A 12,846-nucleotide genomic window follows, 5' to 3' on the forward strand; every position below is an offset into this window, starting at 1 on the left:
TAGAAAGTAGCTTTCCTACCTTATATCTCGTATTTGTCTAGGTTTTGCCTGCATGACCAGTAACAATCCGTAAATTAAGTATAGCACAAATTTATTTTATTGCAAGCGGTTTCTAAAACTATTTTAAATAATTATCAGGGGATAAATAAAATAATCGTCTGTTAATTATTTAAAAAAACTTTGACAAGTCGTTCAACCTATCAAAGTTCTTAAAGAGAATGTTATTAGATTATTTAACCATTTGATTTAGTCGTTCATATACTGCAACAACTTCTTTTGCTAAATCAATAAACGTTAAGCTCGTCATCAAGTGATCTTGAGCATGCACCATCAAAAGACTGAGCTCAATTTTTTCACCTTGAGCTTCCTGTGTCAGCATCACTGTCTGTGACTTGTGTGCTAAAACTAATGCCTCATCTGCTGCTTTTAACTTTTCACGCGCTTCTTCAAAACAGCCTTTTTTAGCTTTTTGAATCGCTTCAAAAGCATTGCTCTTCGCCTCGCCACCATACATAATGAGGAACATGATACTTTCTAAATTTGAATTTTCCATATCAATCTTCTAGCCTCCGATCAGTTCCTCAGCTAACGCTAGCACCTTTGAACCGTTCATCATGCCATAATCCACCATTGGGATAACTCCAATTGGAATGTTTTTATCCTTCAATTTTTCCGTAAATTGCTCTAATAGATACCGAACTTGCGGTCCTAATAGCAAAACATCTACTTTTTTCTCCAAAATGATGTCGTCCACTTCCTGAGCTGGGACTGCAAAAATCTCTGTATCTAATCCTTTTTCATCTGCTGCAGCTTGCATTTTTGTGACAAGCAAGCTGGTACTCATGCCCGCAGCACATGCTAGCATAATGGTCGTTTTAGCCATGTTTACCCCTTCTATTTTATCAAATGATTACTGTCTACCGATTAACGGATCTTGCTAAACGTGACACAGTATGCCGAATGCCACGAATTGTATTGCTCAGTGCATAAATATTATCCACTACTGCCAAACCACCATAGCCTGCATCTCCAATATGTTGAATATCCACACCACAAATTTTATTGCGAAGCGCGATTTGTTTAATCGTATCCACATCTGATGTCTCTTGGCTAGTGCCAATAGCGCTTAAGACTAAACCTCTTTTACTATGTACTAGATCTACGACAGCTCTCATTTCCTCATCGTTGAAAGCAGGAACCGTTCCAACGGCTGGCACCAAAATCACATCTGCACCAGCTTCTAATAATTGTTCAGCTATCTGAATGTCTGCAACCGGCTCAGATACCCCTGCACCGTGCATTTTCCCAGCTATAATCAAACCCGAAAAATGCTGCTTAGCTAATTTTACTGCATCAATAATTTCTTTATTGCTAACTCCTGTTCCTGGATTACCTGTTAAGCAGACAAAATCAAAGCCTAATTTTTCAATTTGTTCAAAAGAAGCCTGACTAGCTTGCCGACCGGCAGCAATCACTTGTACTTCTTCCAACATATCAGCTTCCAAATCAACAGGTTCTAAATTCACTCCAATCGGAGCTCCCACCAAGCGATGCAATTCGTGAACAATTTGCTCTTTTTCACAATCCAAACCAAATATTTCTGGTTGGAAAACATCTAAACAATTCAGTAAAATCATATCTGCGCCGAAGGCTCTTGCAATTTCAGCATTGGTGATATCTCCGACAAAGGTTTCACGAATGACAACATTTTCAGATAAGACAACCCGCCCTTCACTCGCTTGAATGCTTTGCTTGAGCTCTTGGGCTGTCATATTCAAAATTTCCGAAGGATTTGCACTAATTAATCGTTTCATATTCTCATCTCCCTACTGATTTTCTTCTGCTTTAAAGCGTTTTTCAATAGTAATTACAAATGGAATATAGATTAAAATATCAATCACAATAAGAACAGCTTGTAAAATAGACGCTTTAAAACTTCCCGTTGCCAGCAAGCCACTAATAATCGGAGGAGTTGTCCAACCTGGGTCAGTATATGTTAACGGTACAAGACCACTTGCCATGGATGACCATGCAACGATGAGATTCGCAATCGGTGCCAAAATGAATGGGAACAGAAGCAAGATATTTAAGACAATTGGAACACCAAACATCGTTGGCTCATTGATATTGAACAAACCTGGAACCACTGTAATAGGTGCCAGTGTTTTGATTTGTTTGCTTGATTTTCTCTTTTTCGCCAAATAACCAATCGCTAATACCAAGCCAATAGTTGCGCCGCCACCGCCAATGAAGACAAAATTATCCATAAAGACACTGGTAAAGATATGTGGTAGTTTTTCCCCTGCTTGATAAGCAACTTTATTGGCATCGAGATTCGAAAGCCACAATGGTTTCATAACCGCATTGACAACATTTCCTCCATGAAGTCCAACAAACCAGAATGAACTATTTAAAGCAACTAGAATCATCAAACCAAATAAATTATTACCTAGTAGACCTAGCGGTTTTCCTAAAACAGTTTGAGCTACCGCATGCAAATTTGGTAGTTTTAAACTTGCTAAAAGGGCATAAACCAACAACCAGCCTGTGATAATCACTGCACCTGGAATAATGGCGCTGAAACTTTTTGAAACTGCCGGTGGAACACCATCAGGCATTTTAATTTGGACATTATGATTGATGAACCATTGATAGATATAACCATTCACTAAACCAAGAATGATTGCTACAAAAAGACCTTGTGAAGCTAAAAATGCTGTGGGAACACCGTTTCCTGTTTTAGTAGCAAGGAATGGTGTCACTGTGATAAAGGCAGCAAGCGAGATAATCCCAGAAGGAATCCCATCCACTTTGTATTGACGGCTCATATAGTAGGCAATTCCAAAACTGGCTACCAAACCAATCAGACCAAAACTACTATCCACGCCTTTCCATAGATAGGCAGAAACCCCAATTTTTGTCAAATAAGCTTCCCATCCTGGAACAGGAAAACTAGCAATGACCATAAACAAAGAACCAATCAACAGTAATGGTACCGCAAGCGTAATGCCGTCTCGAATTGCTACTAAGCCTTTATTGTTCCCCAACTTAATAGCAATAGGCATTAGTTTTGCTTGTAAAAATTTGTCCATCTTTACAATCTCCTTTGATTATAATATATTATTAAATAGCAGACAAAATCAACTTTATCTCGCTTTTTAATTATATTTTAAAACAATTACCCCAAAAAGTCAAGCGTTTTCACTTGTATTTGATAATTTTTTATAATCAATATATAATAGATGCAGGGAAGGATGGTAGATAATGAATCAAACGAAAAAACAAGCTGAGTTACGAACAATTATTTTAGATAAAATTTACGCCAAGGGGCCAATTTCTCGCATTGATATTTCAAAAGAGACGGGCATTACTCCTGCTACAGTTAGTGCGATTACAGGAAGTTTGATCCAAGAAAAACTGCTGTATGAGCTGGGGGAAGATGAAGAACACGCAAAAGTCGGACGCAAGAAAATCCTCTTGGGTATAAAAAAACAGCACTCTTATTTCATCGGTTGCGAACTATCAGAAAAATATTTTTCTTTTGTGTTGAGTGATAATACAGGAAATGTGATTGATAAAGAGAAAGCAACTGTCAGCTCGGAAAAAATTCTAGCAGAAGGCGCTGATTTATTTTGTCATTTACTTGAACAATTCATTTTTCGGAACAATTCCTATACAATTCAAGCTGTAGGAGTAGCTATCCCTGGACGCTATTTGCACAATGATTTGATTACAACAAACAATCAAACATGGAAACAATTTGATCTAGCGAAGATTAAAAACGAGTTCTCTTTTCCAATTTACTTTTCTAATAATGTCAATTGCATGGCACTAGCAAAGCGCCTTTTTTCTGCTTACCAACTGGATGAGAATTTTATCTATTTTCATTTTGCACGGGGTATGCACTGCTCTTATATGTACAATGGCAAAATCTACGGCAAAAGCAATATTGTCATCGGCGAAATTGGTCATACCGTCGTTTGTCCTGACGGAGAAGTCTGTGGTTGTGGACGCAGAGGCTGTTTGCAGACTTACGCTAGTGAAAGCTGGCTGATAAAAAAAGCAAAAATCATCTTTGAAACTGCCGAGTTGACACATTTAAAATCACTTGTCACAGATAAAGAAGAGATCACGATTCAAACTATCCTCACAGCATATAACTTAGGAGACCAAGCTATTCTCAATCTCCTGCATTTGGCATTTAAGTATTTGGCACAATCCCTGCTAAACCTTAGCATGATGATTGATGCAAAGAAAATTTATCTGCACAGTCCCATCTTGACTGATGACAAAGTCATTGCAGCTTTCTATCAAGAAATCTCACAACAACCAAAACTACTCTTCAAAGACTTGCCTGAACTCATTATCGAGCCCTACAATGACTTCACTGGTGCAACAGCTGGCGTTGCGCTTTGTCTGCAAAAAGAATTGCTGAGTGTTTAAGTAAAAAAATCAGGAAATGATATGTTTTTATCATTTCCTGATTTTTATATTTCATTTAAATCTTATCTTTTTATACACTTTTAATCCTATAAATAACAAAGTAAACAAGCAGACTGCAACAAACGGTGCTACCAGAATTGGGGTTACCTGAGTTGCTTCAGCCGTGACAGCCACTTTATGGTTAGAAGCATTAGCGACACGGTGCCCACGCACCAACAGCCGATGACTATTGACACCATAGGGGGTACAAGTTACTAACGTGCAATAGTCTTCACCCTCACGAATTCCCAAAGCCGACACATCATCTGGTTCCACCACTAAAATCTGATCCACTTCATAAGTCAGCGTTTCATTTAGTACATGAAGCATAAAGGTATCACCGACATCTAAGCGGTCAATATCTGTGAATAACTTAGCAGAAGGTAATCCCCTATGTCCAGATATGACAGAATGCGTGCTTTTCCCACCAACAGGCAAGGAGGTCCCAGCAATATGTCCAATGGCTACTTGTAAAACCGCATCATCCGTACCATGATAGATTGGCATAGTGGAATGAACCTTCGGAATATCCACATACCCCATAACACCTGTCGAAGTAACATCTAGCAACTGATTGTATTCAGAAGTTTGGGCTTGGGTCAGATTAAAATCAACTTTCTTCTCATTCGCTAATTTCTCATTATATTGTTTTGCATCTTTCAGTAATTTTTGATATGTTTCTTCTTTTAAATTAGTCGTTTTTTCCACATAACTAGCCACCGCTTCTGACTGATGCAGCGAATTCCAATAATCACTCACGGTTGGATACAGCAGTAAAGACAACCCTATTACTAGTAATCCAACCAAAACGATTGTAGAAAAATGTTTTCTCATCAATAGAGCTCTCCTTACTGTTGAAAAGGAAAGGAGATAGGTTTTCACTTATCTCCCATCTTTCAACAAAATGTTTTCATCTTATTTTGTTTCCATACGTTTTTTTGTTACTAGAAGAATTCCAGCACCAACAACTAAAATGCTACCAGCAAGATAAAGCAAAGTTGTCCCAATACCACCAGTGTTAGGCAACAGAGAACCTTTTTTGTTGACAACATCTGTTGTCAATGAACCAGCATTAACATCTTTTTCAAATTTAATTTCGCCAGAAACCTTTTCACCGTTAAGGTCAGTTAATTTAGGCATATCTGATTCTGTTTCATGAGAGGCAGTTACTTTAAATGTAATTGGCGCAATTGAATTGTATCCAGCAGGAGTTTCTGTTTCAGTTAATCTGTATTCCCCGTCATCTAAACCTTTAAACTCAAATTTTGAACCTGCAGTCGTAGAAACGGTTGCCACTTCTTTATAGGAACCATTGACAAGTTTTTTCTCAAGTTTAAATTTAGCACCTGCCAATGGTTTTTTATCTTGGTCAACTTTATTTACTACTACTTTATAAGTAAAGACGATAACAGTATCTTTTGGAGTTTCTCCTTTAGGTGAATTTTCACCATTACCAGTATAGTTAGGGTTATTTGAGTATTCTAAATGGACTGTGTTAGGGTTTCCTGCTGAGCCTATTACAGCATGTTCATTTAGAGTTGCTGTATATTCTACAACAACCTTTGTAGTTGCTGTAACACCACTCAATGATTTTAGATTATTAATTTTATAGCTAGAGCCATTATCAGCAATCGTAAATGAGCTAGTAACATCCGTTTTTACACCATTATTTACAAGATAGACCTTTGCATCTTTATTATAAGTCAAACCGGCAGATAATGTATCTTTGAATTCAAGATAATATTCTTTATAAGAATCAAAATTACTTGGAAGTGTAGCTGTTAATTTGAAAGGAACTTTATCATTGATATCATGGTCAGCTGAATCTTGCCAGTCAGACATTTCTGAATCTGTTGAGTCATTAATATCTTTTACCTTTTTCTCAACTTTTGGAACACTTGATTTTGTATTTACACTAACATTTTTTACAACTTCCATAATAAATGAAGTATAAGCACCATCCTTAGGTACAGTATTATCCTTATCTTTTACAAGATAGTAACCTGCTTCAAGACCAGTAATTTTCCCATTTGCATAATTACCAGATGTAGTTGTAGAAAGATGTTTACCAGCTTCTGCTGCAAATGATTTAGCATCAGCATCTGTTTTTAGAGTAGCTGCAATATCCGATGCTGTACTTTTACTATTATAGTTGAATGGTGTCACACCATTCCCCCATTGGATATTTGAAAGGGTGTCACCTGACAAATCCCCTTTAAAGATTTGGTAGGCTTCATAAGTGTGGCCTGTCGTATCACCGTTAATCGTGATTGTATAAGTATCAGCTAATGCCTTACTGCCTGTAAAAGCTAGGAAGACCGCGACAAAGGTTGCTAGAATAAACCTTAATTTCTTCATTATATTTCTCCTTTAGAAATTTTAAATATTGTAAACAATGATTGTTGCTGAATATTCAGCAATAAGCGATAAAAATCCTAATTCCTCCCACCTCATCAACCACCACCTTTCAAGTGAGGGAATGCGAAGATGAAAGTTTTATAGCTCACTTTTTCTGTATCGTTGATAGGATTTATAAATCAACAGCGAACTTGAGAGCAAAGTAACGGCAATACCCATTCCGATTAGTAAGCGCAAGCCTGGACCACCTGTTTTTGGAAGTACATACGCTTTTTGCTTTTTATTCGTAATAGTAATCGTTCCTGATGCCATTGGCGAAGTCGTAGAATAACTGGTATCATAACCTTCCACTTTTTCTTCAACCACTTTATATGTGTAAGTGACTTTTTGACCTTGGTTATTGACTCCCGCAGTCGGTAAATTATCAAAAGTATGAGTCCAATTGCTTGCTTTTGTAATTATCTGTGTGTGAAGTACCACTTCTTCTGACTTTTCACCTTGGCTTGCATTTTCTTTAGTAGCTATCTGAATAAGCTTAACAGTAATCGAACCATCCGCACGATCAGTTTGAACACCCTCTGCTGTCAGCCATTTTTTATCAACCTTGATAGAAGTGGTCTTAGGAAGAGGTGTATTCGGTACATATTCACTCTTACTTTGCTTAGCAAGATTGACAACCTCTGCACTTGTGATGGCTCCCATATTAGAAGGCAATGTATCTAATTGTGAGAAATAGAAATAATATTTTGTTCGCTTGGATTCCTCAGGAAGTTCATAACCATTAGGAGCTTTTGTTTCAATAGCATAATATAGCTTATTATCTTCTAATGCTTGACTACCTGTAATGGCATTTTTACTATTTTTAGTAATAGAGAACTTGCCACTTGCATCCGTTTTATAGGTTGCAACAACTTTATTCGTAATATTTTCTCTTATTTCAAAAGTTGCTTCTGGTAAGATAATTCCAAAGTTGTTGACGTCTACTTTAGTGATATTATAGGCTTTATCCGATACAATCGTACCGCCGGCTTTTATCTTCTCCCATTTATAATCTACTTTATTTTCTGTTTTACCCGTCTTGAGGCCTTCAATAACAGCTGTATTTGTAACATTGAGTTGTGCTTCATTATTTGAAGTAACTTCGCGAGAAACAGCATATTTATATTCGAGTGTATATTTTTTAAAGTTAGGAACTTTCACTTTTAAAACACTCTTATATAAGCCAGAAGAATCTTTTGTTTTTTCAACAGTCCATGACCATTTAGATTTATCAACCTCATGTCCATTTTCGTCTTTTAAAACTACTGAAGATTGAACTAGATCATAACTTAATTTTGTTGGGAGATCTTCTTGATAAGTTAAGGTATCCGTCAGGGTATAATGGTCTTTACCCGCAGCTAAATCCTTTCCTTCTGGATTAAGCACCAAACTATATTCAAGTTGACGAGCAGTATTATTCCACTTACCACTTTTACTCAATTTTTGACCCGGTCTAACCGTAATATTTTGAGTATGCTCTGCTTCACCGGAAGGCTTACCATCTATTGAAGCAGAAGCTTTATTTGTATAAGTCTTCTTGACATTCTCATCTAAAGGATCAGCATCCGACTTAAACTTGAAACGAGCATACAGAGCGCCTGTATCTTTCAAAGCCTGCTTAAGCGTTTTGCCATTCTTTGCTGTAAAAGTAACTGTCACAACACCGTTTGAAATCGTACCCTGAACATCCACATCAGCTCCATACTGACCTGTGTAATATTGGTTTTGTAATTTAATCTCTGTATCTGTGACTGTGAATACTCCACTATCAATACCATAGATAGAATTACCATATTCAAAACCTGTCAATTTTAAACCAGCAGGCGGTGTATCTGTAATTGTGACTGAATGAGCATCATCGTTGACTTTAACCTTAACAACCCAGTCTATTGTTCCATCTTTTTGAATTTCATGTTGGGTTGTATTTTTATCAAATTCATTTGCAGTGCCATCCCATACTTGGTTGTTGCCATCCATTTTAAAGACTTTGCCAGATTCTTCATATTTATATTTTGCTTCACTAGAAAATCCTCCCGAGGAGATAGTATTCGCAAAAGAAACGATATTGGAAATGTTAATTGTTGACTTATATTCTAACGTAACATTATTTTTACTTTTGTATTCTTTTAACAATTTGAATTTGAATTGTTTATACGTTTTATTATTATCAATTTGATTGTAGTTGACATACTGCCAATTTGAATTTCCTGATTCCATTATTTGAAGTTCAAAATTATCTTTACCAAAGATCGTTTCTAGTTTCTTATGGATTTCATCTAATTGCTCTTTTGTAAAATAATGTTCTCCATTATTTGTGCCATTCTGACCTTTTAATACATCTTCAAATTCAGTTCCTTGTGGCAACTTGCCATCTCCAGGCATAGTGATAATGGATTTCCAAGTTAATTCTTTAATGTTAGCTTGAGGAGTTGACTCCATCTTTTCAAATTTCTTGCCTAAACCACCTGTCTTCCCTTTCCCTGTATCTACGGTCGTTTCAGTTGATGAGGAATCACCACCGTCTGTGACAGTCACTTTATTTTTAACCTTGGTATTTCCAGCATTCCAATTCTCTGGTTGCTTCCCAGCATCCGTTGTATAAGTAATAGTGTATTTCTGCGTATTTTTACCATTTTGTACAGCTGTAAATTTATAGCCATCGCTTGTTTTTTCAAAGCCATTATTTGGTGTAATGGTGACATCACTGGCTTTAGCCAGCATTTCATCTTTTAAGACTGCTCCAGCAATATCATTATGATTTTCATTAACTGTAATAGTCCACTTAATCTTATTCGTATCTTTATTATATTGACCAGATTTACTAATCTTATTTCTGTGAAGATTGAGCCAAGTTTCTGTATGTGAATGCGGTACATTCGGCGTTTCCACATCAATCTTATTATTGACAGCAAAGTCCTTACCTGCAGGGAAATTGCTGACTTTATATCGATAAGTAATGGTATAGGCTTGCTTAGCAGACAACTTAGGCAAAGTCACATTAAAAGACTTATTATCAGCACCTTTATTAACAGTATAACCTGTTATCGTCTGTTTATTAGTACCTTCTTCACCATACCAACCAGAATAGTCTTTCCGCTCAACTTTAACAACATCAAGTGGTTCAAGTGTCAAACCGTTTGCTGTAATATTATCCGAAACTTTAACGGTATCTTTTGTTCCCTTGTCAGACCAAACGGTTACTGTATAATCAAGGTAGGCAGTATCTCCATCATAAGTAACTTTACCAGTCTTTTGACTATGAATATCATACTGTTCTTGGTGAGGCTCCTCATGCTTATCAATATCTTTTGACGGGATAGTAATTTTCACTTTATCCGTAAAAGGAATTTCATAATTCCCGTTTTCTTTCTTCCATTTCTCACCAATGCTAGCTGAAAAATTCAATTGTCCTGTAGAATCTGTATTTGGAGTTAGTTCATTTACATAGCTATCCAAGAAAGTAATAGCCATATATTTCTTGCCATTAACAGTTACAACTTTAAATTTATAAGCTTCTTTTCCACTATCTTTGTCATATCCTGTATATTCTTGATTTTCATATAAACCAGAACCTAAACTTACATTATCTGGTAATTGGAAAGCATAATTTTTATTTTTTACTAAATCAGTTTGAGAGATTTTAAATCCCAAATTCAAACTAGCTTCTAATATTTTTGATGAAGCGGTATAAGTAGCTTTCCCAGTATAACTTCCATCTGTCAAATAACTTGTAAAATCAGCATAATTCACACCTGCAATCGTATACGTCGAAAACTTATCTGATTTAAATTCGACACCCGTCACATCTCCTGATTGGGTTTCGTTAATGGTGGTATCAGCCTTTTTGGTTAGGTCTTCTACTTGGTTTACGTCGTTGTCTTTGAAGTGATACAATTTCCATTCGGAATGCAAACGGTCATCTGAAACGGTATTTTTAAAGGTCATGGATACCGATACTTCTTTGTTTGGTTCCACTTCTGTACCAGCTTCATTGACAAAGGAAATATCATATGAATGAGCCACTGTTAAAGTTTGACGTTTTTCACTCAAGACTTCTTTGATTTTGTTATCAATAGCCGTCGTATTTGAAATGGGTGTTACCTTTAACGTCACTTTTTCTGAAAAAGTATTCTCTGGATAGCTGGCTTTCACAATAACATTGCCAGACTCGGCCGTTTGCTCGCCAGCTTCTTTGGCAACGGAAGTCTCAGCCTCTTTAGGAGTCTCCGGTGCAACAGATGGCTTCGTTTCCTGAGCATTTGTATCCGTAGTAGGTTTATCTTCCTCACTACTTGGTTTGCTTACAGGAGATTCCACCGAGCTTGAGCTAGTTTTGCTTGTATCAGTCAGACTAGAAACAGGTTCTTCTTGAGATTGAATGACTGATGAGCTAGTTGAATTACTAACTGTAATAGCTGGTAAAATCAAGGCATAAGTCGTGATAAATACTACAATGAGAGACAAAGCTAAGACTAGCTTTGACAACCGTCTAGCCCGCATCCTTTCTCTGACAAGAAAGGCTAATTTCCTCCATAACTTCTTCATGTTTATTCCTCCATTTAAAATGTTCCAAATCTATTTAAAGGCCATATTCGTACGCTTAATTTTCCTACAATCTGGTCTTGGTCAACAGGGCCAACTGCTGTATTTCGGGAATCAACCGAAACGCTTCGATGGTCCCCCATTACAAAAACTTTTTCATCAGGCACTTGATAAGGTAATTTAATATTGGTATTTCCAAAGGATTTTTCTTTTAAATACGGTTCATCTAATTTCTTACCATTTACCGTGACATTGCCTTTTTTATCCACATCTACCCATTCTCCAGAAGTAGCAATAACCCGTTTCACTAAAACTTTATTGTTATAGTAGAATGCCACAACATCTCCATGCTTTAAATCACGCGCATTGACTGAGACAACGACATCGCCTGATTTTAAAGTAGGCGTCATAGAATTTCCGTAGATTTGCAAAACTGGGAGCCAAATAGTAGCGACCAAAATCGCAACAGCAGAGACCGTCACCAGAGTAAAAATTGTACTTTTTAAAGTTCTTTTATAGCGGTCTCGATATTTTGTTGCCTTTAATTCTTGCTCAAGTGTCGCCACATCGGGCAAATCTTCAATGTTAAACTTTTTTGCTTCTTTCATCATTCCCTGTTTATTTGTTCTCGTCTATTTTCATAGCTTGGGCGGATTGCTGCTGCAATAATTCTTGCTCCATGCGTTTAATATTTTCTAAATATTAATCCGCAGTTGCTTGTGCTGTTTCAAAGAGTTTATTTAACGCAATAGAAGCGTCTGCGATAGAACCTGCTTTTTCTACCAAGATCTTCCGACTGTTCAATTCAGCTTGCAGTTTCTGAACCTGTTGGCGCAGTTGTTCATTTTCCTTGGCTTGAGTAACAAGTAATTCCAACAAATCTACTCGTCGTAACTTTCTTAATTCTTTTTGCTCCAACTTTCACCCTCCTTTCGCTTATCAGTCAAATTAAATGACAACTATTTTATTTTCTGCACGACTGAGCCCCACAATCTCATTATATATATATATATATATATATATTGTCAAGTAATTTATCTACTTTTTTTCTAACATTTTTGTAAACAAAAATTGCCAATATAAATCAGTTGATATGTAAACAAAAATTACCTAAATTTGCTTTTAAAAATTTATATGTTTAAACAATTAATATATAAAATACGCACAAAAAAGAAAACCAGCACACATATACAAGTTAACTATTCTTTTATCATTTACATCATAACCCATCATTTACCACTCGTCAACTAATATGATTTTTTATATGCACATTTATCTCATTTTTAGACAAATAAATTTATTTTGTCCATTTGTTTGGCTTTCACTCTCTTTTTGCAAACGATTTCTCAATTTTATCATATTTTAACCAAAAAATAGAAGCTGACACAAAAAAACTATAACGTTCTGCTATAGTTTTTCATCTTT

The 12,846-nt window shown here is 36.3% G+C and carries 10 protein-coding genes; 1 reads left to right on the forward strand and 9 read right to left on the reverse strand.

Features of this window, described 5'->3' with window-relative positions; genetic code table 11:
* Positions 1-229: 229 nt before the first annotated feature.
* From EL079_RS06300 to EL079_RS06315, 4 genes are read right to left on the reverse strand one after another with little or no spacing between them, the layout of a single operon-like run.
* Positions 230-553, reverse strand: coding sequence for a PTS lactose/cellobiose transporter subunit IIA (locus tag EL079_RS06300; RefSeq protein ID WP_003033151.1), 324 nt, complete (start codon positions 551-553; stop codon positions 230-232).
* Between the two features lie 9 nt (positions 554-562).
* The gene (locus EL079_RS06305; RefSeq protein WP_003033149.1) at positions 563-883 is read right to left on the reverse strand and encodes a PTS sugar transporter subunit IIB; all 321 of its coding nucleotides are present in this window, start codon (positions 881-883) and stop codon (positions 563-565) included.
* Between the two features lie 34 nt (positions 884-917).
* Positions 918-1,814, reverse strand: coding sequence for a DUF7916 family protein (locus tag EL079_RS06310; RefSeq protein WP_003033181.1), 897 nt, complete (start codon positions 1,812-1,814; stop codon positions 918-920).
* A 12-nt stretch (positions 1,815-1,826) separates the two neighbouring features.
* Positions 1,827-3,092: a PTS sugar transporter subunit IIC gene (locus tag EL079_RS06315; RefSeq protein ID WP_003026394.1), complete on the reverse strand. Its 1,266-nt coding sequence runs from the start codon at positions 3,090-3,092 to the stop codon at positions 1,827-1,829.
* 172 nt (positions 3,093-3,264) lie between these two features.
* Between EL079_RS06315 and EL079_RS06320 the strand changes: the two genes are divergently transcribed.
* Entirely contained in the window at positions 3,265-4,443 is a 1,179-nt protein-coding gene (locus EL079_RS06320) for an ROK family transcriptional regulator (protein ID WP_003033166.1), read from the forward strand.
* Between the two features lie 51 nt (positions 4,444-4,494).
* On the opposite strand, the gene EL079_RS06325 is transcribed toward EL079_RS06320, so the two are convergent.
* From EL079_RS06325 to EL079_RS06345, 5 genes are all read right to left on the reverse strand, one after another.
* Complete coding sequence (locus EL079_RS06325) at positions 4,495-5,316, reverse strand: class C sortase (RefSeq protein ID WP_003033175.1); 822 nt, start codon at positions 5,314-5,316, stop codon at positions 4,495-4,497.
* 81 nt (positions 5,317-5,397) lie between these two features.
* Positions 5,398-6,840, reverse strand: a complete 1,443-nt coding sequence (locus EL079_RS06330; RefSeq protein ID WP_003033173.1) for an isopeptide-forming domain-containing fimbrial protein — start codon at positions 6,838-6,840, stop codon at positions 5,398-5,400.
* A 138-nt stretch (positions 6,841-6,978) separates the two neighbouring features.
* On the reverse strand, positions 6,979-11,424 hold the full coding sequence (locus EL079_RS06335) for a Cna B-type domain-containing protein (RefSeq protein WP_003033171.1): 4,446 nt from the start codon (positions 11,422-11,424) through the stop codon (positions 6,979-6,981).
* A gap of 14 nt (positions 11,425-11,438) precedes the next feature.
* Positions 11,439-12,032 carry a signal peptidase I gene (gene lepB, locus EL079_RS06340; RefSeq protein WP_003033163.1) on the reverse strand — a complete coding sequence of 198 codons (594 nt, stop codon included), beginning with the start codon at positions 12,030-12,032 and terminating at the stop codon, positions 11,439-11,441.
* A 91-nt stretch (positions 12,033-12,123) separates the two neighbouring features.
* Entirely contained in the window at positions 12,124-12,339 is a 216-nt protein-coding gene (locus tag EL079_RS06345) for a hypothetical protein (RefSeq protein ID WP_003033153.1), read from the reverse strand.
* Positions 12,340-12,846: the final 507 nt, after the last annotated feature.

Source organism: Streptococcus anginosus (genome assembly GCF_900636475.1).
GTDB lineage: Bacteria > Bacillota > Bacilli > Lactobacillales > Streptococcaceae > Streptococcus > Streptococcus anginosus.

Coding starts and splice junctions, on each gene's coding strand:
- EL079_RS06300 (WP_003033151.1), bottom strand. CDS start 553: ATGGAAAATTCAAATTTAGAAAGTATCATGTTCCTCATTATGTATGGT.
- EL079_RS06305 (WP_003033149.1), bottom strand. CDS start 883: ATGGCTAAAACGACCATTATGCTAGCATGTGCTGCGGGCATGAGTACC.
- EL079_RS06310 (WP_003033181.1), bottom strand. CDS start 1,814: ATGAAACGATTAATTAGTGCAAATCCTTCGGAAATTTTGAATATGACA.
- EL079_RS06315 (WP_003026394.1), bottom strand. CDS start 3,092: ATGGACAAATTTTTACAAGCAAAACTAATGCCTATTGCTATTAAGTTG.
- EL079_RS06320 (WP_003033166.1), top strand. CDS start 3,265: ATGAATCAAACGAAAAAACAAGCTGAGTTACGAACAATTATTTTAGAT.
- EL079_RS06325 (WP_003033175.1), bottom strand. CDS start 5,316: ATGAGAAAACATTTTTCTACAATCGTTTTGGTTGGATTACTAGTAATA.
- EL079_RS06330 (WP_003033173.1), bottom strand. CDS start 6,840: ATGAAGAAATTAAGGTTTATTCTAGCAACCTTTGTCGCGGTCTTCCTA.
- EL079_RS06335 (WP_003033171.1), bottom strand. CDS start 11,424: ATGAAGAAGTTATGGAGGAAATTAGCCTTTCTTGTCAGAGAAAGGATG.
- lepB (WP_003033163.1), bottom strand. CDS start 12,032: ATGATGAAAGAAGCAAAAAAGTTTAACATTGAAGATTTGCCCGATGTG.